The organism is Pseudomonas sp. GM79, from assembly GCF_000282495.1.
In the GTDB taxonomy this organism is placed as follows: Bacteria; Pseudomonadota; Gammaproteobacteria; order Pseudomonadales; family Pseudomonadaceae; genus Aquipseudomonas.
The window spans coordinates 1-20,263 of record NZ_AKJE01000121.1; the positions used below are offsets into that span (position 1 = coordinate 1).

15 protein-coding genes and 1 pseudogene are annotated in these 20,263 nt (G+C 56.7%); 8 read left to right on the forward strand and 8 right to left on the reverse strand.

The annotated features are described in order from the left end of the window. Positions 1-165: 165 nt before the first annotated feature. Both PMI36_RS32210 and PMI36_RS0130040 read right to left on the reverse strand, forming a co-directional pair. The gene (locus PMI36_RS32210; RefSeq protein WP_081499330.1) at positions 166-675 is read right to left on the reverse strand and encodes a hypothetical protein; all 510 of its coding nucleotides are present in this window, start codon (positions 673-675) and stop codon (positions 166-168) included. A gap of 323 nt (positions 676-998) precedes the next feature. Beyond that, a pseudogene (locus PMI36_RS0130040) lies at positions 999-1,345 on the reverse strand (DUF1801 domain-containing protein). Between the two features lie 188 nt (positions 1,346-1,533). Between PMI36_RS0130040 and PMI36_RS00285 the strand changes: the two are divergent. Beyond that, positions 1,534-2,019, forward strand: a complete 486-nt coding sequence (locus PMI36_RS00285; RefSeq protein WP_032830787.1) for a cupin domain-containing protein — start codon at positions 1,534-1,536, stop codon at positions 2,017-2,019. A gap of 46 nt (positions 2,020-2,065) precedes the next feature. Here the strand turns inward: PMI36_RS00285 and PMI36_RS00280 are convergent, their stop codons facing one another. Together PMI36_RS00280 and PMI36_RS00275 are read right to left on the reverse strand one after the other, a co-directional pair. Then, positions 2,066-3,421, reverse strand: a complete 1,356-nt coding sequence (locus tag PMI36_RS00280; protein WP_008076641.1) for a dicarboxylate/amino acid:cation symporter — start codon at positions 3,419-3,421, stop codon at positions 2,066-2,068. A gap of 107 nt (positions 3,422-3,528) precedes the next feature. Then, positions 3,529-4,584, reverse strand: a complete 1,056-nt coding sequence (locus PMI36_RS00275; protein WP_008076642.1) for a tartrate dehydrogenase — start codon at positions 4,582-4,584, stop codon at positions 3,529-3,531. 137 nt (positions 4,585-4,721) lie between these two features. Here PMI36_RS00275 and PMI36_RS00270 point away from each other — a divergent pair, with 137 nt between their 5' ends. After that, complete coding sequence (locus PMI36_RS00270) at positions 4,722-5,645, forward strand: LysR family transcriptional regulator (protein ID WP_008076644.1); 924 nt, start codon at positions 4,722-4,724, stop codon at positions 5,643-5,645. 128 nt (positions 5,646-5,773) lie between these two features. Then, positions 5,774-6,268 carry a GrpB family protein gene (locus PMI36_RS00265; protein ID WP_008076646.1) on the forward strand — a complete coding sequence of 165 codons (495 nt, stop codon included), beginning with the start codon at positions 5,774-5,776 and terminating at the stop codon, positions 6,266-6,268. Positions 6,269-6,671: 403 nt separating this feature from the next. Here PMI36_RS00265 and PMI36_RS00260 read toward each other — a convergent pair whose 3' ends face one another. The 4 genes from PMI36_RS00260 to PMI36_RS00250 form a co-directional block, all read right to left on the reverse strand. Then, entirely contained in the window at positions 6,672-7,322 is a 651-nt protein-coding gene (locus tag PMI36_RS00260; RefSeq protein WP_008076647.1) for a response regulator transcription factor, read from the reverse strand. Positions 7,323-7,429: 107 nt separating this feature from the next. Beyond that, entirely contained in the window at positions 7,430-8,038 is a 609-nt protein-coding gene (locus PMI36_RS31190; protein ID WP_008076648.1) for a lecithin retinol acyltransferase family protein, read from the reverse strand. Between the two features lie 156 nt (positions 8,039-8,194). Beyond that, positions 8,195-13,666 carry a trifunctional serine/threonine-protein kinase/ATP-binding protein/sensor histidine kinase gene (locus PMI36_RS00255; protein ID WP_008076649.1) on the reverse strand — a complete coding sequence of 1,824 codons (5,472 nt, stop codon included), beginning with the start codon at positions 13,664-13,666 and terminating at the stop codon, positions 8,195-8,197. A 227-nt stretch (positions 13,667-13,893) separates the two neighbouring features. Continuing rightward, entirely contained in the window at positions 13,894-14,829 is a 936-nt protein-coding gene (locus PMI36_RS00250; protein ID WP_008076650.1) for a LysR family transcriptional regulator, read from the reverse strand. Between the two features lie 295 nt (positions 14,830-15,124). Here PMI36_RS00250 and PMI36_RS00245 point away from each other — a divergent pair, with 295 nt between their 5' ends. The 5 genes from PMI36_RS00245 to PMI36_RS00225 all read left to right on the forward strand — a co-directional run bounded on the left by PMI36_RS00245 (position 15,125) and on the right by PMI36_RS00225 (position 20,219). After that, positions 15,125-15,517, forward strand: a complete 393-nt coding sequence (locus PMI36_RS00245; protein WP_008076651.1) for a response regulator transcription factor — start codon at positions 15,125-15,127, stop codon at positions 15,515-15,517. A gap of 244 nt (positions 15,518-15,761) precedes the next feature. Next, on the forward strand, positions 15,762-16,964 hold the full coding sequence (locus PMI36_RS00240) for an NAD(P)/FAD-dependent oxidoreductase (protein ID WP_008076652.1): 1,203 nt from the start codon (positions 15,762-15,764) through the stop codon (positions 16,962-16,964). Between the two features lie 49 nt (positions 16,965-17,013). Beyond that, positions 17,014-17,982: an MBL fold metallo-hydrolase gene (locus PMI36_RS00235; RefSeq protein ID WP_008076653.1), complete on the forward strand. Its 969-nt coding sequence runs from the start codon at positions 17,014-17,016 to the stop codon at positions 17,980-17,982. A 248-nt stretch (positions 17,983-18,230) separates the two neighbouring features. Next, positions 18,231-19,061: an alpha/beta fold hydrolase gene (locus PMI36_RS00230; RefSeq protein ID WP_008076654.1), complete on the forward strand. Its 831-nt coding sequence runs from the start codon at positions 18,231-18,233 to the stop codon at positions 19,059-19,061. 381 nt (positions 19,062-19,442) lie between these two features. Further along, positions 19,443-20,219: an ABC transporter substrate-binding protein gene (locus PMI36_RS00225; protein WP_008076656.1), complete on the forward strand. Its 777-nt coding sequence runs from the start codon at positions 19,443-19,445 to the stop codon at positions 20,217-20,219. Positions 20,220-20,263 lie beyond the last annotated feature (44 nt).

A 20,263-nucleotide genomic window follows, 5' to 3' on the forward strand; every position in this document is an offset into this window, starting at 1 on the left:
TGTGGGAGCGGGCCCGCGATGAGGCCAGCACATCCAACATTGATATTGGCTGACACGCCGCCTTCGCGGGCAAGCCTCGCTCCTACGGGGGAATGTGGTGTCTGCCGGAATGAAAAAGCCCCCGTAACCGTTAGGTCGCGGGGGCTTTTTTGTGACAGTCAGGGATCAGCAGGTGCAGCACATCAGCGGCATGCCATTGCAGCTCATCATCATCGGCATGCTGCAATCGTTCATCATTTTCATCATCAAGTCGCAGCAGCTTTTCATCATGTCCATGTTCATGCCGGCCATCGGCATGATTTTGCACATCATGCAGTCGGCCATCATGGTGCACTCCATCACGCACTTCATCGATGGCATCGGCATGCCCATCATCGGCATTGGCATCATCATGTTCATCGTCGGCATGGTCATGCTCGCCTGGGACATGCACATCATGGTCATGTTGGCGCAGTGCATCATCATCGGCATGCCGCAGTTCATCATCATCTGCATCATTTCAGCGCTGTTCTTGAACATGGCCATGTCCATGCCAGCGGCCGGCATCATTTTGCACATCATGCCGTCGTCCATCATTTCGCAGCTCATGGTCGCCATCATCGGCATGCCCATCATTGGCATCATCGACATGTTGGCGTTCATCATCGGCATTGGCATCTGCATGGCGTTCATCATGGTGTAACTCCCTAAGCGATTCGATAGTTGGACGAAGCTGATGGAGGCGGATTCTAAGGACTGGCGAAGGGACGACAAGATGATGGCCGAGCAGCAGGATTTGATGTTGAAACCGCTTTAGTGTCGCGGGCGGTACGGCAACGTCTGTTATAGCGGCGACATCGTCTTCATCGCATACAGAATCAAAACGAAGACGTGGTTTTATCAGTTATGGATATTCGCCCCAGAGCTATATAAAGAACCGAAAGAAATAATCGATCTAAACAGTGCCGATTTTTTTATCCGAGAACTCTGGAGTCGATCAGTTAGCCGTATAGAACAATTTACTTCGACGTATTGAGCGCCACCGCGGCGCGAATCAGCGCCTTCAACGCCTCTTCATCAACCCTTTCGCCTTCATGAATATCAATGGCACGTCGGGTGTTGCTGGCGAAGGTCATCTTTACGACATTCTTGTATGTCTCACCGTGCAGATGATGCCGGCGTGCGACCACACCGGAACCCCTCTCCATTTCAACTCCTCGACCACTTCAGGGTCGGCCTGCTTGATCAGCGTTCGAACCCGAGCGAGGGTCTCACCCCGCCAGTCAGTCAGCGCCTTGATTTTTGCTTCTATCAGTGCAGAGACAGAGCCTCTCTCCTCGCCGTCTTTTGGGTCGATCTTCTTCATGATGGTTGTCACTCCTCAGGGTGGGCGCCGGTAGGACCAGGCCAGCATAAATTCATGCTTATGCGTTATAGCACTGGTTCACAATGGGTATATCCGCACTCCGGCATTCGGCTACCGTCAACGTATATGACTTGATTGCACAGGCTCTGCTCCTGTGCGTTGAGCCCACCAGACACGAGGAAACCATGATGACTGCCCACAAAACGGCCGCTGTTTTGTTGGCCCTGCTCAGCCCTACCTTTCTGACATTGACCGCCCTGGCCGAGGAAGCGGGTTTTATTGCCGCCACCTCATCCGGACTCAACTGGAAACCTGCGCCGGCAGTGGGCCCCGGCGCAATGATTGCTGTGATTGAAGGTGACCTGAAAGCCGCCGAGCCCTTCACCCTGCGCTTGAAGCTGCCGGCCAATACAAAAATCGGCGTGCATACCCATCCCGTGACCGAACGCGTAACCGTTATTTCGGGCACCTTCTACTTCGCCACCGGAGACACATTCGATCCGGCACGGGCCAAGGCCTATCATCCGGGTGACACCCTGATCATTCCTGTCGGCATGTCGATGTACGGCGCCAGTCGAGAACAGGAAACCGTGCTTCAACTCCACGGCACAGGGCCTTGGGGGATCACTTACCTCAACCCGGCGGACGATCCCAGGAACAAAAAAATGCAGTGAGCGATAGCCAGGCACAATGAATCAATCCTGCCTGGCCGCCGCACTATCACCCCTGCGAGACACTTTTGAAGTCCGGCAACAGGCTTTTGGCTGGCATCGCTGAAGGCACAGCAACAATGTCCGCTTGAACCGTTTCGGGCTTCTGCTCCGCGGCCTCCCCGTTAAGCGCTTTGTGCATCTTGACGGTATCCAGCGCCCCCACCCATTTGGCAATGGCCATGGTCCCGACACCGTTGCCGATGGTGTTGGTGATCGCACGTGCTTCCGACATGAACCGGTCGACGCCCAGCAGCAGCACCATGCCCGCCACCGGAATGGTGCCGAGGGACGATAACGTCGCCGCCAGAATGATGAACCCCGAACCGGTCACCCCCGCCGAGCCTTTGGAGGTGAACATCAGCACCGCCAGAACGATCAATTGATCCGTCAGGGTCAGCGGCGTGTTCGTGGCCTGCGCGATGAAGATGGCAGCGATGGTGTAGTAGATCGCCTGGCCATCCGGGTTAAAGGTCAAGCCCGAGGGAATGATCATCCCGGCAACGGGTTTGGAAACACCGGCCTTTTCCATCTTGGAAATCATTTGCGGCAGCACCGATTCCGAAGAGCTGGTACCCAGTACGGTGAACAGTTCTTCCTTGATGAATTTCAGAAACTTCCACAGGCTGAAACCGCTGTAGCGGCAAATCGGCCCGAGTACGAAGATCACGAACACTGCGCAGGTCAGGTAGACGCAAGCCATCAGTTTGCCCAAGGAGAACAACGAGCCGAAGCCATACTTGCCGATGGTGAAGGCAATCGCCCCGAAGGCGCCGATGGGGGCCAGGCGCATCACCATGTTGACGATGCGAAACATCCCTTGCATCAGACTATCCAGCGTGTCGACGAACACCTTGGCGCGTGGTCCGACATGCGCCAGGGCAACACCGAGCAGAATGGAGAACAGCAAGATTTGCAGAACGTTGCCCTTGGCAAAGGCATCCACGATGGTGTCGGGGATGATGTTCATCACAAAGTCCATGAACGACGCATGCTTCACCGCCGTGGTGTAGGTGGCCAGGCTGGACGTATCCAGCGAGGCGACATCAATGTTCATGCCTGCACCGGGTTTGAACACATCGACCACGACCAGGCCGACGACCAGCGCCAGCGTGGAAACCACTTCGAAATAGATCAGCGCACGAAAACCAACACGCCCCAGCTCTTTCATGTTCTCCATACGTGCAATGCCCGTCACCACCGTGAGGAAGATCACCGGTGCAAGCAGCATTTTGATCAATTTGATGAACGCGTCGCCCAAGGGTTTGAGCGCTGTTCCGGTTTCGGGAACGAACACCCCGACAATGGCGCCGAGGATGACTGCGATGAGCACTTGTACGTAGAGTTTGCCAAATATTCTTTTCATGACAGGGCCCTGATTTTTTATTGTTGTCAGGAGATGCCAAGGGGTCGGACTCAGTGAGCCGCCCCTTGGCGTTGTGCCGCAGTACTACTTTGAATCGCTGGAAAATTTCAGCGGTTGATCAAGGCGATGACGGCATCGGTGATCTGTCGGGTGGTGGCGTTACCGCCGAGATCCGGGGTATGCAGACCGCTTTCGGTCACGGCTTCGATAGCTGACATCAGCTGCTTGGCCGCGGTTGTCTCGCCCAGGTGTTCGAGCATCATCGCCGCGGTCCAAAACGTCGCGATCGGGTTGGCAACACCCTTGCCAGTGATGTCGAAGGCCGAGCCGTGGATGGGTTCGAACATCGAGGGGAATTTACGCGAAGGGTTCAGGTTGGCGGTCGGCGCGATACCCAGGCTGCCGGACAACGCGGCAGCCAGATCGGACAGGATGTCGGCGTGCAGGTTGGTGGCGACGATCACGTCCAGCGTCGACGGTTTAAGCACCATGCGCGTGGTCACCGCGTCGACCAGTTCCTTGTCGATCTTCACATCCGGAAAATCCTTGGCGACCTCGTAGAAAATCTCGTCCCACAACACCATGCCGTGACGCTGAGCGTTGGATTTGGTGACCATGGTCAGATGCTTGCGAGGACGGCTCCGGGCCAGTTCGAAGGCGAAACGGTGAATACGCTCGACCCCGGCACGAGTGAACACAGACACTTCGGTGGCGACCTCTTCAGGCAGGCCACGGTGAACACGACCGCCGTTGCCGGAGTACTCGCCCTCGGAGTTTTCACGCACCACGACCCAATCGATTTGATCACCATTGAGCAGAGGGCTTTTTACCCCTGGCAATACGCGAGCCGGACGCACATTGGCGTACTGGTCGAAGCCTTGGCAGATCGGCAGACGCAGGCCCCACAAGGAGATGTGATCCGGTACGTTGAGCGCACCGACAGCACCGAAGAAAATGGCATCGAAGGTTTTCAGTTCTTCCAGGCCACCTTCAGGAATGTAGTAACCATTTTTCAGGTAGTTATCGGAGTTCCAGTCGTAGTGTTTGAACGTCAGGTCAAAACCGGATTTTTTCGACAGGGCTTGCAGTACCTCGACGCCTGCGGCGATCACTTCAACACCGATACCATCACCGGGAACTGCAGCAATTTTGTATGCACTCATCGTTAACTCCACTCTCGTCACGTTCTTGTTGTGCCTGTCGAACGGGGGTGTTCAATCAGGGTGTGAGCGGAGTATATGTAGTGAGCAAATGAGCGTGAGTTACTCCAAATCACTACATAGATGAATTTGAGTTATCAATGAGCCAGACACTGGATTTGTCTTTTTTCTACCTGCTGGCCAACAAGGGCAGCCTGGCGGCGACGGCTCGAGAGCTGGGCGTGACACCGCCAGCGGTGAGCAAACGCCTGACCGCGCTGGAAGCACGACTAGGCATCCGCCTGGTCAACCGCACCACGCGCTCAATGAGTCTGACCTCGGAAGGTGAACTGTATTTTTCCCATGCCGCCCGCATCCTGACGCAGATCGATGAGGTCGAGCAGTTGCTCAGCAGCAGCCGGGCAACCCCTAAAGGCCTGATTCGTGTCAACGCGTCGCTGGGCTTCGGTCGGCGCTACATCGGCCCCGCATTGGGCGCATTCTTCGCGCAGTACCCGGAGGTGGAAATACAGCTGGAAATCAGCGATCACCCGCTCGACCTGGCGACTCACGGGTTTGACCTGGGCATTCGTTTCGGCACCCTGCCGGACGCGGCCTTCCATGCACGCAAGATCGCATCCAATCGCCGCCTGCTATGCGCCTCGCCGCTGTACCTGGAAAAGCATGGCGTGCCGCAACGTTTGGCGGATTTACAACAACACAACTGCATCTTCCTGAGACAAAACGAAACGCCCTACGGCGTGTGGAGCTTCACCAACGGCGGGCGCACGCAAAACATCAAAGTGCGCGGCGCCTTAGGCTGTAACGACGGTGAAGTGGCCCTGAATTGGGCGCTGGAAGGTTACGGGATTCTGCTTCGAGCCGAATGGGATATCGCCCGTTACGTGCGCAGTGGGCGCCTGCGCCTGGTACTGGAGGATCAGACACCGACCCGCGCCGATGTCTATGCCGTTTACCCGCAACAGTTGCACCTGTCGGCGCGAGTGCGCAGCCTGATCGATTTCCTGGTCGAGCGCTTCAAGCACATCGATCATCTGGACGAACCGGGATCTTCGCTCGACTGAATAGTGTTGGCTGGGTTCTTTGGAGACGCTAACATCCCGCCCTCTCATGGATACTGCCTGGCGGCGTGTAGAGCACGCACAATCCTGGAATCGCCATTGCCAAACCCGCGGATACAAGGAAGAAGCACATGGCATTAACCAGCAAGATTTCCCCCTACGACAGTAGATGGCCCGCGCTCTTCGTCAGTGCCCAAGAGCAGATCGCGAAGGCGTTTGGCACTGAGCTTGTTGCCATCCATCATGTCGGAAGTACCGCCGTTCCCGGGCTCGCAGCCAAGCCAGAGATCGACCTCCTGGTCGAGGTTGCGGAGCATCGAAACGAATCCTCCCGAGACAATGTCATGCGCGAACTAGGCTACGCACGGGGAAGCGATCTGTCCGCGGGACACCATTTTTATCGCCGCGATGTCGATGGTGTGCGAACACATAAGGCCCACGTTTGTATCACCGGCCACGGTCAAATCGAAAGAATGCTCCGTTTTCGTGACTTGCTCAGGGATGCCCCTGTGATTCGCCAGCAATATCAAGAACTCAAACTTGAACTGGAAGCAAGCAACACCGGCGGCATAGGTGAATACCTGGCACAGAAAGCACCGTTTATCGACGCAATGCTGTTCACTTAAGAACGTCTTGAGTCAATGAGAAACCTGTGGCGAGGGAGCTTGCTCCCGCTTGAGTGCGTAGCACTCACAAAATCGGCGATTGTTATCAGAATTTTGGGGCCGCTACGCAGCCCAACGCGAGCAAGCTCGCTCGCCACAAAGGTCAGCATGACTGAAGCGTCTCGCTAACTCGCTTAAGTGAACAGTATTGCGTTTATCGAGGAGCTTATGGGGTCAGTCTCGACATCCGCTCGCAGAGGCGCAGCCGGATGCGACACCGATAGCGGCCCCTCGCGATAAGCTGCTTTCGGCCCAGCGTATGTAAAAACGCATATGGATTTGCGGTGGAGGTTACGCAGCCGGTTCGAAGACACCTGCAGAGTGTGTCCAGGAAATCAGGAACGATTCAAACCTGTTGTTCTGATCAACGATCAAGACGCTCCCCTAATGACTCTGCCATCCGAACCAAATCAGCAAACGACTTTGCGTGCATTTTTTTCATTGCATGCCCGCGGTGAATTTTCACGGTGATCTCGCTCAGATTCATCTGCCCTGCAATCTGTTTATTCATCAGACCTTTGACTGCAAGGGCCATTACCTCTTTCTCACGAGCTGTCAGCGTCTGATAGTGGGCATGCAGATCTGAAAACTGCTGCTCAAATTGCCGGCGTTTGACATCGGCCTGCAGTGCGGCAGACACCGCATCCAGAAGGTCCTGTTCACGGAACGGTTTTGCCAAAAAATCCACCGCGCCGGCTTTCATCGCCTTGACAGACATTTCGATGTCCCCATGCCCAGTGATGAAAATAATCGGAATATTGGCATTGGATTTAGCTAACTGGCTTTGGAACTCAAGACCACTGTTACCTTGAAGTCGTACATCAAGGATCAAACAGCTTGCACCCTCTGTCTTTGGCTGTCGAAGAAACTCCGCAGTGGATGCGAACGTCTCGACTTGTATACCGGCAGAGCGTAAAAGATTGCTTAATGCGTCGCGCATGGAAGCGTCGTCATCCACCACGAACACCATAGAACTTTTACTGCCTTGCTCATTGGATGGTGGATTTCCGTTCATGCACAGCCCTCTTTGGTTGGTTGAAGGAAAAAGTCTAGCACAACACTTTACGTTGCGTAAGCGCGCACACAAACATGATTATAACCACCCAAAAACACTGAAAAAAATCATGCAATAAAATACAGTTCCAACGCTAAAATAAAAGAAAGCAGATAACGCGGGCAATGGAGAAACGCCCTGACCTGGACACTACAACTTTCCCCACTAATGCACCAATTGCAAAAATGCTCGCAGTTATTGGACATAATCCTGTATTGACTTTCACCTATTCTAGAACGCGCACGGCTGACAATTTCATCACTTGAATATTCACACGACTCCCGTACTAACCAGACTGGCTTGCCGTTTGCAAAGCTTTCAAGGTCAGTCACTTCGATGGGACCTGGCTTGAGTGAACTACTAAATCCAGAGTAATGAGCTATGTCTCCATGCCCAAGGTATATACCATGATGCGCATAAAATTTACGCGGGCTAACCAAGTGCGAACCTATTGGCAAATCACCCACATTGTTTTCAATATGTACTAACCCCAATGGAAACATGAAAGATCTTCTTGGCGACTGACTACCATTGCAGCGCTCGACAAACAGACAACTTTCGAGCATCAGCGCTTTCAAATAACCAGCGAGGTCTATTGCCATTATCGTCAGACAGAAAACGATTGCTGATCGAAGCGATGAAAATCCACTTATCAACTTGATAGCTAGAGTATTCACGACAAACTCTCCGCAGACCCTTGTTATGTAATATATCGTCAGGACTGCGAAGCTTCATTTGTACGCAGGATTAATTTAAGTGACCATTAATATACCTCCCCTAAACCTAAGTATTAAACCGAGCATCTGATTGCAGGCGACCAGACTGCAGTAGATTCAATGATGTTCGACAGGAAGGGTGAATTGAACGGTAGCACCGCGGGGCCGGTTGACGCTTGCCCACAAATGGCCGCCATGTGCCTCGATGATCGAGCGGCAGATTGATAACCCCATCCCCAATCCGGTGGGCTTGGTGGTGTAGAAAGATGCGAAAATCTGCTCGGTGTTTTCCGAGGCAAACCCTGTCCCCGAATCGCTCACACTGACGAGCACACAACCGGCGTCATTTAACAGAGTGCTGATGTGCAATTGGCGTTCCCCCTCGCTCACACCATTCATGGCCTCGAGCGCATTCATGATCAAGTTGAGCAGCACCTGTTGCAGTTCAACGCGGTCGCCTTCGATAAATGGCAAACCGTCTTTGAGTTGAGTCCGAATCAAGGCCCCACTCTTCATGATCTGGCCACGGGTGAACTCGATCATCTCGCGAATCGCCGCGTTGATGTCCACCGCCCCCTTTTGCGGTGGTGCCTTGCGGATATGCCGACGAATTCGACCCAATACATCGGCTGCCCGATTGGCATCCATGATGAGGCTGCCAAGTACTTTGTGGACCTCATCGATCTCCGGCGGCTGGACGTTCAGCCAGCGCAGCGCGGCGTTTGCATTGAGGATGGCCGCTGCAATCGGTTGATTGACTTCGTGAGCAATCGAGGCGACAAGCTGCCCCATGGTCGCGACGCGGTTCGCGTGGGCCAACTCCGTTTGCACCTCGCGATAGCGTCGTTCGCTTTCGCGGATTTTTTCTTCCGCCTGTTTGCGCTCGGTCAGATCCAGCACGAAAGCGACACCTTCCTTGCTGCTGGCTTCGAACATGGCCAAACCGACAATCACCGGCAGGCGACTACCATCCTTTCTGAAATATTCCTTCTCGTAGGGTTGGGCATAGCCGGTCCGCACGGCTTGTGCCAGAAAGTGCTCGCTGAGTTCACGAAATTCCGGTGTTGTCAGATCTCTCCAGCGCAGACAGCCCGAGACAAGATCCTCTCGCTCGTATCCCAGCATGCGAAGAAATGCATCATTGGCCTCGATGATGTCACCGTCGGCATTCCAGACGAGGATCCCGATGATGTTGGCGTCTACGAGACGCCGAATCTTCCCTTCGCGCTCCGCGACCTCACGGTACAAACGGGCATTTTCCAGCGAAATAGCAGCCTGTGAGGCCACCAGTTTCAATACGGCAATCCGGGCTGGACTGAACACGCGGGCGGTCAGATTGTTTTCGAGGTAAAGCGCACCGGTCAGTTTGGCCTGGTTCATCAACGGCAGGCAGAGAACCGATCGGACGTGGTGCCGACGTATATAGGGGTCTTCGGCAAACGGGGCCTCGGTCAGGGCATCATCAAGAAAAACACTCTCACCCGTGCGCAGGACATGGTAGAGCAGTGACTCTGGCAGCAGCGCCGAAGTCATCAGCTCATCGCGCAACTGCATCGAATGGCTGCCAGTGGTCACTTGCGCGGCTATGCGGTGCTCACCCGTGTCCGACAGAATCAACACGCCTCGTTCGGCACCGGCCTGTTCGATGGCCGTGCGCATGATCATGTCGATGAGTTTTTCCAGAACGATCTCTCCCGACACGGCCTGCGAGACCTTTATCACGGTGGCCAGATCGAGGTGTTCGACCGGTGCGACCATCGTCGTTGTCGGGCCGAGCGTTTGCTCTTCGGTCCTCAGCAACGGATACCGCGCCTCAAGCTGCCGCACCTTGCCATCAGCGCCCCAACGCAGGTAGCCGTAGCGGGCGTCTTGCAAGTAAACGCGAGCTACTTTCCCAAGACCGCGGGCCGCGTAGAAGCGAGACGCCAGTTCGTTGGCAAGTGCTTCGATATGGACAAAGCCGCTCTTCTGCGCCGAGTGGACGGCTTGTTCGTAAAGCAACTCGGCCTCGATCATGCGCCCTTCGACGCGGGCGATCTCGGCGTCGACCAGCGCGGCCCGGCTCGCGAAATTCTCTGGACACTGTTCAGCCCAGATCTGGAGTTGCCGGTGATCCGTCGCCATTGCGATCAAGTGCTGCGCACGCTCGTCCACCGGGACACTGTCGCACCATCGGGCACGAGCCAGTGCGTCATAGAAGTAAAACTCAGCTTCCTCGAAGAACAAATATGACGCCCATAGCAACTGCTGTGCCTTTGCGGCGGCTTGCATGGCCGCCCTGGGGTCGTCGGCCATGTAGCAAGCCTGTAATTTGCGAACCCAGTACCAGCACTCGGCCAATGCCAGGTCCGGATTGCTGGACAGGTGGGCTTCGGTGCCTGGCTCGTCAAACTGTCCATCATCAAAACAACCGAATACTGGCGTCGAACCCCGGAGCATCCGGATCAGCGCCAGTTGTGTGCCAATGAAATCGGTAACCAGCCCGAACCGCACTTTCCTGGCGTAAGCCAGGCCACGTTCGGCTTCGTCCTGTACCTCGGACAATGGCTCGCCGGCGAAGAGAGCGTCGGAGGTGAGGCTATTGCCCGCATAAGCACCATATGGCAAGTCACCGATCCGGTTCGCCGCAGCAAATGAGCGGTGCAGCAGGTCGCGGCATTGCTCTACGGGCTTCATCCAGCGCACGGAAAAATTCGAGAAACAAAGATAGGTACTGGCTTCGAATCGCTTCAGGCCTCGCTGTTCAACGAGTTCGCAGCCGAGCTGGCCGAATCGGAATCCTGCCTCATAATCGCCGAAACGCCGTCCGGCGACTCTGAATGCATTGGCGTAATGCACACATGAGGCATCGCAGTTGCCCCCTTCGAGGCTCAGGCTGATCGCCTTGCAGATCAACAGGTCCGTCAGGTTCGCATCCGTCTGCAAGGCAGGCGGGAAGAGCTTGCTCAGAGCGCTGACGGTCATGAGGGAGCCCGCATCCTCCATCAGCGGCAAATCGATCAGTTCCTCGATTTCCCGATCGCCCAGTAACGACCAGATATGGTCGTACTCCTGGCGCACTTCATCGTCGCTCGGATGGGCCGACCACTCGATGCCCACATGCCGCAGATAGTCGAGACAGACAGCAACCGCGTCATCGCTGCGATCCATGAGCAGGTAGACATCCATTTGCAGGCACACCACATTGGCTCGTTCGATCGTAGTCGTGGCACGATCCGACAGCGCCGCCAGGCGCTTGTCCGCGACCGATAACTGCCCGGTCAGCAGCTCGCATTCGGCCCGGTTCAACTCCAGCGCGAACATCAACCCATGGAGACGCGTCCAACAGCTGTCGTCCAACAGCTGCGCGCCCGTGGTGAGATAGTTGAGCGCCGAAGCATAGGCCGTTGACGCCTTGGCGCGCTGGCCGGCCATCAGGTTGAGCTCTGCCAATTGCTCCCGCTCGGCCTGATCGGTGAGCAGCACTGCGCCGCTGTTGAGCTGGCCGACGATGTCAAAGATCGCCTCCTCCCGCCCTTGCAAGGGCGTCTGCGCTGCGAGCAGCCGGCCTATTCGCAGATGAGCCTCGGCGCGAGCCCCCTTGGGGATCAGTGAATAGGCCGCTTCATGAATACGGTCATGAACAAAGCCATAAGCGCCTTCCAGCCGCTGAACCAACTCCTGGCGTACGGCTTCCCACAATACCGTGCGGATCTGTGCCTGGGGGATGCCCAGAACGGTCGAAAGCGTCGTGGTCCCGGCAACGTTCCCCAGACAGGCAAGCTGCTGTAATGCCAGTTGCGTTTCAGCCGGCAAGCGGGTCAGCTTGCCGACCATCAGGTCCACGATGTTGTCTGTGTAGCCCTTGGCATGGATGCGCTCCGGACTCCAGCACCACTGCCTTGCTTGATGATCGAAAGTCAGCAGCTGTTCGTCAGCGAGCGTTTGCAGAAACTGGATCACGAAGAACGGGTTGCCGGCGGTTTTGTCCAGCACCAACTGCGCCAGGGGCTCGATGTGCGCAAGCTCGTCGTGAAGCGCATCCGCAATCAACTGCTCAATGTGTCCCTTCGCGAGCGGCGCCAGCGTGATTTCATCTACCCTGCCCCCCGCGTTCCGAATGGCCTGAAGTTTGACCGTTAGTGAGTGCGCGACATTCACCTCATTGCTGCGGTAGGCACCCACCAGCATCAGATGCCGCACATCCGAGCTGGTCAACAGATCCTCCAGCAGGTCGAGCGTTGCCGCGTCGATCCACTGCAGATCGTCCAGGAACAGGGCAAGCGGATGCTCCGCCCGGGCAAATACACCGATAAAGCGCCGGAACACCAGGAGGAAACGGCGTTGCGCCTGTTGAGGCTCAAGTGTCTGCACCGGTGGCGGCTCACCAATGATGAGCTTCAGTTCGGGAATGAGGTCGGTCATGAGCCCCGCGTTGGCATCCAGTGCGTTCTGTAATGCGTCACGCCATTGCGCCAGCTCAGTGTCGTTCTTGCCTAGCAGCGTGCGCACCAGGCTTTGAAAGGCCTGCACCAGCGTCGAATAGGGAATATCGCGCCGGTATTGATCGAACTTGCCAGCTGCGAAGAGTCCTCGCGGCGGGACCAACGCTTTGTGCAGCTCATTGACCACAGAGGATTTGCCAATACCGGAATAGCCGGTGACCAACATGAGCTCCGGCGCGCTGCTGGCGATGATCCGATCGAACGCGGCGATCAAGGTACTCACCTCATGCTCGCGCCCGTAGAGTTTCTCGGGAATCATCAGCCGATCGGATGTCCCTTGCTCACCCAACGCAAAGGCATTGATGTGGCGCAAGGACTCCCAGTCTGCCAGGCATTGCCGCAGATCGTGTTCAACACTCGCAGCCGTCTGGTAGCGCTCCTCAGCCGTCTTGGCGAGCAGCTTCATGACAATCCGGGAAAGCACATCGGGGACGGTTTCGACCCGCACGCTCGGTGGCTGCGGTTGTTTGGCGATATGGCAGTGCACCCACTCTATCGGGTCAGATGCCGTAAACGGCAGCGAACCCGTGAGCATCTGGTAAAGCGTGACGCCGAAGGAATAGAGGTCGCTGCGCAAATCAATCGAGCGATTCATCCTGCCGGTCTGCTCAGGTGCCATGTAGGCGAGCGTGCCGGCGATGGTCTCAGGCGCCTGTCGCTCACGCGGTAACCACGAGGCGAGGCCGAACCCTGTAAGCCGGGCCTGACCGTCGGAGCAGTTCACCAAAATATGAGAGGGCTTGATGTCTTTATGGACGAGTCCGCGCTGGTGGAGCTTTCCCAATGCCTGCGCGATGCTAATGGCAAGATGCAGAAAAGTTGGCGTTTCCATGGGGGCAACCAGCAGCTGCACAAGCGGCGTGCCACCCGTATCCTCCAGCAGCAGATACATCTGCCCACTTTCTCGCACCATCTCAAGTGGACGCACAGCCCAAGAGCCATCCAGTTCGTCCTTCAGGCCAAATTCGTGGGCGAAACGGCCAAGACAAGCCGGAAGCGGTTGTTCAGCAGCAGGTCGTGCAACCAGAACATTGCGGCTGCCTTCCACACCCGAGCGTAACTCTCGACAGAAGGTACGCTCGCCATCGTTCCATAGTATCTGCATGTTGTTATCCGTCGGAGCGGGAACAATAAGTAGGTTCTTGACTGCCGCACATTACCGTTACGCGGTATCCAGTGTCGCGCCGCACATGCCGATGCGGCCGCAATAGCCTACAACAGCTTCCAGTACCATTAGAACCTGGATTTGACCCAGCCCACCGGCAGCACAAATATCAATGCCAGTGATAAAGCTAACGGGGGGGACGCTTCACGGAACAACGTAGCCTCAAGTCACGCTACAGCCAGAGGCACGGGCTGCTCTTGATGTTGACCGAGATAGCGACAGAAGCACGAACGCAACCAGCGTTCCCGAGGGTCGTTGTGGGCCGCGCCGCGCCAAGCCATGGACAAGTCCGGCGCCGGTAGCGCCAACGGCGCAAAGTCGGCACGCATCCCTTCCATTCGCGCCATGGCCCGGGCGACGTAGTCCGGTACGATCGCAATCATGTCGCTGCCGGCGAGCAAAGCGGGCAAGGCACTGAACTGCGGAACAGCCAGGACTACCCTGCGCTGCCGACCGACCAGACTCAGGGCATGGTCGGCATCGTCGATGACATTTCCCATCGACGAGACAACCACATGAGGCCGTCTGCAAAAGTCATCCAGCCCCAGGGCGCCAGGGTCCGAATCGGCGCGCAATAGCATAGGCTGCATCGCTCGCAGGCTTTTGCAATGAGCACTGGCCGGCAGCTCCTGGGCGAAGCTGATACCCACGGAAATCTCTCCCGAGGTCAGCAATTGGGGTAGTTGCCGATGGTCCACTCTGCGCACCACCAGCGTGATGTTTGGCGCCTCATCGCGCAGGTGCTTGATCAAACGTGGAAGCAGCGCGTACTCGACATCGTCAGAGAGTCCGATATGAAAGGTCTCGTCACTGGTGAGTGGGTCGAACGCCTGGGCACAACTCAAGGCGACAGCGATGCCATCCAATGCTGGCGTCAGCCGCGCATGAATTTCTTCTGCGCGCGCAGTCGGCTCCATCACCCTGCCAGTGCGGATGAACAGCGGATCATTGAACATCGAACGCAGTCGCCCGAGGGCGCTGCTGATAGTGGCCTGGCACAGGAAAAGTTTCTCTGCGGCCCGGGTAACGTTGCGCTCGCACATCACTGTTTCGAAGACAATCAACAGATTGATGTCGGCACGCCGCAGATCATTTCTGTTCATCACGTTCACCGTCTAGGCACAAGGCCGCATGAGTAAGGGAGTTCAAGCTTATGCAGCCCAACAGCAAGCCGTCACTTGTATCTAGGTTCAACCGATGTATCCCTTGGTTGTGCAGCCTTGTACGTGGGTATGCCCGCAATCGCGACCCAGTAGTACAAGACCAACCTGGGTGACTTCATCAAACTTCCAAGTTCCCCCACACTTTGGTCTTAGCAGATTATACATTGGTATACTTCAACACTTTATAAGTCGGCGTATGTTGTAATAACGGCCAAAGCTGTCACGAGGGTCCCAAATGAAGCAAGACACACCCATACGCAACTCAATGATTATCGCCATCGTCGATGATGATGACTCGGTCCGGAAAGCGCTTGAAAGCTTGCTGCGATCCAGCGGTTACAAAGTTCAAACTTATTGCAGCGCTCTAGAGTTTCTCAACACGAACGGCCCCGCTCAAACACATTGCCTCATTTCCGATATCCAGATGCCGGGAATGAGCGGTTTGGAGCTTCACAAGCAGCTCGTCGCGATGGGCTTTCACATTCCCACTGTGTTCATCACTGCTTACCCTGAAGCCCTCCCCGCCCCTGGCACCAATACACCTGCGCTGATTGCCTGTCTGCCTAAACCTTGTGACGCCAATAAGCTTCTGAACTACATCGAAACAGCCCTCCTCCAGCAGAACTGAGAGCGCTCTGAACGTTCTCTTTTGCAGCCAATACAAACCTTCGTATATACCCATACCCCCTGACGTATAGTTTTTCTGAACCGATGTAGAAGTGCGCCGCAAATAATCCAGCCATAACATAAATCCACCGCGGGCGACCTGCTGCTTTCAACATGGATGCCTTGACTTTCGGCGCCTGTTTATCGCCCCACCAAACTTGAAGAACAACTTCAAGAACATTGAAAACCTTTTTGAGGAACAACTAATGAAACAGCATATTCTGGTTATTGGTGCGGGGTTCGGTGGTGTGTGGAGTGCATTGAGCGCCGCCCGCCTACTGGATAAGCACAGTCGTAGCGACGTGGAAATCACGCTGCTGGCACCCCAGGCGCAATTGCGCATCCGTCCCCGCTTCTACGAAAGCGACGTGCACAAAATGTTCGCTCCCCTGGATGGGTTGTTCGACTCGGTAGGTGTGCGTTTCATCAAAGGCACCGCCGAGCACATTGATGACCTCGGAAGGACCGTTGGCTATCGCGATGAGGCTGGCCGGTGGAGCACATTGACCTACGATCGCCTGGTACTTGCCGCTGGCAGCCAGTTATCCCGTCCGACAGTGCCAGGCCTTGACGCCCACGCCTTCGACGTTGATCAGATCGAAGCCGCGGTGCGTCTGGAGAACCACCTCAAATCCCTCAAGAACCGTCCCTCCAGCGTTGCCCGCAACACGGTGGTGGTCGCCGGTGGCGGTTTCACCGGTATCGAGACCGGCACCGAAATGCCGGCGCGCCTGCGGTCCTTGCTCGGTAACGATCAGGACATCCGCGTGATCATCATCGACCGTGCGCCTCAGATCGGCGCAACCATGGGTGAGGGAATTCGTCCATCAATCATCGAGGCGTCCGAATACCTGGGCATTGAATGGGTGGTCAACGCCAGCGTGACCGCAGTGGACGCCAACGGCGTTACCCTCGCCGATGGTCGCCGCATCGAGAGCCAAACAGTGATCTGGACCGTCGGCTTTCGCGCCAGTCCGCTGACCGAACAGATTTCCAGCGTGCGCGATGTCCAGGGGCGCCTGCACGTCGATGAGAACCTGAAGGTGCTCGGCCAGGAGCATGTCTACGCTGCTGGAGACGTCGCCTATGCCGCCACCGACGACCTCGGCAACTTCGCCGCAATGTCTTGCCAGCATGCGATTTCTCTAGGCCGTCACGCCGGCAATAATGTCGCTGCGGACCTGCTCGGTGTCGCGTCCACCCCCTACCGTCAGCCCAAGTACGTGACCTGCCTCGATCTGGGCGCCTGGGGCGCGGTGTTTACTGAAGGCTGGGATCGTCAGCTCAAGCTGGTCAAGGAAACGGCCAAGGAGCTCAAGACGCAGATCAACACCCAGTGGATCTACCCGCCGGCAGCTGATCGGGCCGCCGCCCTGGCAGCAGCCGACCCGATGATTCCTGTGGCCTGAAGCCCCTTCCACCTGAACCCGACGTGACCCAAGCAATAGGAGAAGGACCATGACAATGCAGTTGAACCACCCCACCCAAAAGGATGGAGCACAGAAAAGGAACGCTCAGCAGGAGTCAAACATGAGCTTGCACAACACGGGGTCCGAGGAGCTGGTTCCTTCGCGCTATGCGCTGCGGATCGGCGAGATTGACGTGCTGGTGGTCAGTGATGGAGTGCTGCCCCTGCCGACCGAGACGATGTCCACCAATGCCGACCCAGCCGCCCGCGCGGCCTGGTTCAAGGACATGTTCCTGGGGCCGGACGCGTTCGATTGGGCGCTGAACGTACTGGTGGTGCGCAGTGGCGACAAGCTCATCCTCGTCGACGCTGGACTGGGCGGGCAGTTCCCCGGCTTTCCGCGAGCCGGGCAGTTCCCCAAACGACTGAAGGCCGCCGGTATCGATCTTTCGTCCGTGACCGACGTGGTGATTACCCATATGCACATGGACCATATCGGCGGGCTGCTGGTCGATGAGGTGAAGAGCCAACTGCGTCCGGATCTGCGCATCCACGTTTCAGCCACCGAGGTCGCGTTCTGGGAGTCGCCCGATTTCTCCCTCACCGCCATGCCGTCGCCGGTGCCGGACGTCCTGCGGGCAACGGCCAATCAGTTCATTAGCGAGTATCGCAGCAAGGTGCGCACGTTCGAAGATGAGTATGAAGTGGCGCCAGGCGTGGTCGTCAAGCTCACCGGCGGCCACACTCCAGGGCACAGCGTGGTCTACGTGACATCCGGCGGCGAGCGGTTGACCTTCGCGGGCGACGCCCTGTTCCCGGTCGCCTTCGAACACCCCGACTGGCATAACGGCTTTGAACATGACCCTGAGGAGTCGGTTCGCGTTCGTGTCCGCCTGTTGCAAGAGGCGGCGGCTAGCGGTGAGCTGTTCGTGGCGACTCACCTGCCCTTCCCCTCCGTTGGCCGGGTGGCAGTGGACGGTGACGCCTTTCGTTGGGTCGCGGGTTTCTGGGACTACTGATCGCTTGTCGGGTTTGCGCCTGCGTTCACGGAGGCACGAATCTCCCTGAGCAACAACACATGATCGAGAGACCGCCAATGAAAGACTCCAATCGGGAGATAGATCTCCAGCGTCGGGCCATATTGACAAGTTCAGCAGTAGTGGCCGCCAGTTTGTTGATTCCGCTTTCCAGTTTTTCCGGGTTGACGCAGGCCGCTGACAAGCCCTCTACAACCCAACACAAACCAGATCACAAGGAGATGCACGCTATGAACTCTATTACGACCAAAGACGGCACCGAGATTTTCTTCAAGGATTGGGGTCCGAAAGAGGCGACGCCCATCGTGTTTCACCACGGCTGGCCATTGAGCGCGGACGACTGGGACAACCAGATGATGTTTTTCTTGCTCAAAGGCTATCGGGTGATCGCACACGATCGCCGCGGTCACGGGCGCTCGACCCAAACCTGGATGGGCAACGAAATGGACACCTACACCGCCGATGTCATCGAGCTGACCGATGCGCTCGACCTTAAAGGCGCGATCCATGTCGGCCATTCGACCGGTGGGGGTGAAGTAGCGCGCTACGCCGCTCGAGCCAAACCGGGACGCGTTGCCAAGGCCGTACTGATCAGCGCGGTTCCCCCCATCATGGTTAAGTCAGAGAAGAACCCCGGCGGTTTGCCTCTGGAAGTGTTCGACGGGTTCCGTTCGGCACTGGTCGCCAGCCGCGCGCAGTTTTACCTGGACGTGCCGTCGGGGCCGTTCTACGGTTTCAATCGACCCGGGGCCAAGGTTTCACAAGGCGTAATCGACAACTGGTGGCGGCAAGGCATGATGGGCGGTGCAAAAGCTCATTACGACTGCATCAAAGCGTTTTCCGAGACCGACTTCACCGAAGACCTGAAGGCGATTCAGGTGCCCACACTGGTCATGCATGGAGAGGATGATCAGATTGTGCCGATTGCCGACTCTGCGCCGCTTTCGGCCAAACTATTGAAGCATTCCACCCTCAAGACGTACCCGGGCTTTCCCCACGGTATGCCGACGACCAACGCGGATCAGATCAACGCTGATTTGTTGGCGTTCATTCGCGGTTGAGCACTAACGTCGTGACGGCGATCTGATCGCCGTCGCGGCGTCTTAAATGGCTGGCGCTGGAAAACCCTGAACGACGAAACACCCGCTGAAAGATTTAGCCAATCTGTTGCATCGACTGGTTGAATCCACACCCAAAAACGGTCATTCGCCCCCCCCGGAACAATCTTTGTGATCCCCCGCACAACCGGTCAACAGTGCCCACGCTAACCGGGCACTGCTGCGCTTTGCCACGCCCCGAACTGATATGAATATTTTCACAAACATTGCATATTGATTTTTATTATGTCATTTATAGTCTCGCCGATCACAGGACTGATCCGCCGCGCCAACCCGGATGGCGGGCACCCGCACCCCCAAAATGCCCTCCAAGGAGTCAACAATATGAACAAGACAGAACTTCTAGGTGCTCTGGCGCTATGCGCTTTCAGCTTCCTGGCACATGCCGACGAAGACAGCCTGCGTATCGGTATCGAAGCCGCCTACCCTCCCTTCTCCTTCAAGACACCAGAGGGCAACGTCAGCGGATTCGATTACGACATCGGCAACGCCTTGTGCGAAGAAATGAAGGTCAAATGCGAGTGGGTCATTCAGGAGTTCGACGGCATGATCCCGTCGCTCAAAGTGCGCAAGATCGATGCCGTGCTGTCATCGATGTCGATCACGGAAGACCGGATGAAGTCCGTGGACTTCAGCAAAAAGTACTACCACACACCGGGCAAGTTCGCGATGAAGGCCGGCAACCTGATCAATGACCCTTTGGTGGACCTCAAGGGTAAGAAAATCGGCGTGCAGCGCTCCTCGACTTACGATCGCTTTGCCACCGAGCAACTGGAAAAAGCCGGCGTCGTCGTGGTGCGCTACTCCTCACAAAATGAAGCCTTCCTCGATCTCGCCTCGGGTCGTCTGGACGCCACCCTCGCCGACGTCGTCAACACCGATGAGAGCTTCATCAAGACACCGGCTGGCCAGGGCTTCGCACTGACAGGGCCCGACATCAACGACCCGAAGTATTTTGGTCGGGGTGCCGGGATCGCCGTGCGCAAAGGCGACAGTGCCAACGCTGCGCGCCTGAGTGCCGCGATTGACGCCATTCGCGCCAATGGCAAGTACCAGCAAGTGATGGCCAAGTACTTCGCGTTCGATATCTACGGCGAGTAAGCCCTTACCCCTGCCCCCCTGACCCAAGACCCGGCGACGGCCCA

Bases quoted from the DNA above. Each gene is read 5' to 3' on its own strand.
- PMI36_RS00280 (WP_008076641.1), bottom strand. From the start codon at position 3,421: ATGAAAAGAATATTTGGCAAACTCTACGTACAAGTGCTCATCGCAGTC.
- PMI36_RS00225 (WP_008076656.1), top strand. From the start codon at position 19,443: ATGAACAAGACAGAACTTCTAGGTGCTCTGGCGCTATGCGCTTTCAGC.
- PMI36_RS00230 (WP_008076654.1), top strand. From the start codon at position 18,231: ATGAACTCTATTACGACCAAAGACGGCACCGAGATTTTCTTCAAGGAT.
- PMI36_RS32210 (WP_081499330.1), bottom strand. From the start codon at position 675: ATGATGAACGCCATGCAGATGCCAATGCCGATGATGAACGCCAACATG.
- PMI36_RS00255 (WP_008076649.1), bottom strand. From the start codon at position 13,666: ATGCAGATACTATGGAACGATGGCGAGCGTACCTTCTGTCGAGAGTTA.
- PMI36_RS00235 (WP_008076653.1), top strand. From the start codon at position 17,014: ATGACAATGCAGTTGAACCACCCCACCCAAAAGGATGGAGCACAGAAA.
- PMI36_RS00270 (WP_008076644.1), top strand. From the start codon at position 4,722: ATGAGCCAGACACTGGATTTGTCTTTTTTCTACCTGCTGGCCAACAAG.
- PMI36_RS00265 (WP_008076646.1), top strand. From the start codon at position 5,774: ATGGCATTAACCAGCAAGATTTCCCCCTACGACAGTAGATGGCCCGCG.
- PMI36_RS00245 (WP_008076651.1), top strand. From the start codon at position 15,125: ATGAAGCAAGACACACCCATACGCAACTCAATGATTATCGCCATCGTC.
- PMI36_RS00240 (WP_008076652.1), top strand. From the start codon at position 15,762: ATGAAACAGCATATTCTGGTTATTGGTGCGGGGTTCGGTGGTGTGTGG.
- PMI36_RS00260 (WP_008076647.1), bottom strand. From the start codon at position 7,322: ATGAACGGAAATCCACCATCCAATGAGCAAGGCAGTAAAAGTTCTATG.
- PMI36_RS00285 (WP_032830787.1), top strand. From the start codon at position 1,534: ATGACTGCCCACAAAACGGCCGCTGTTTTGTTGGCCCTGCTCAGCCCT.
- PMI36_RS00275 (WP_008076642.1), bottom strand. From the start codon at position 4,584: ATGAGTGCATACAAAATTGCTGCAGTTCCCGGTGATGGTATCGGTGTT.
- PMI36_RS00250 (WP_008076650.1), bottom strand. From the start codon at position 14,829: ATGAACAGAAATGATCTGCGGCGTGCCGACATCAATCTGTTGATTGTC.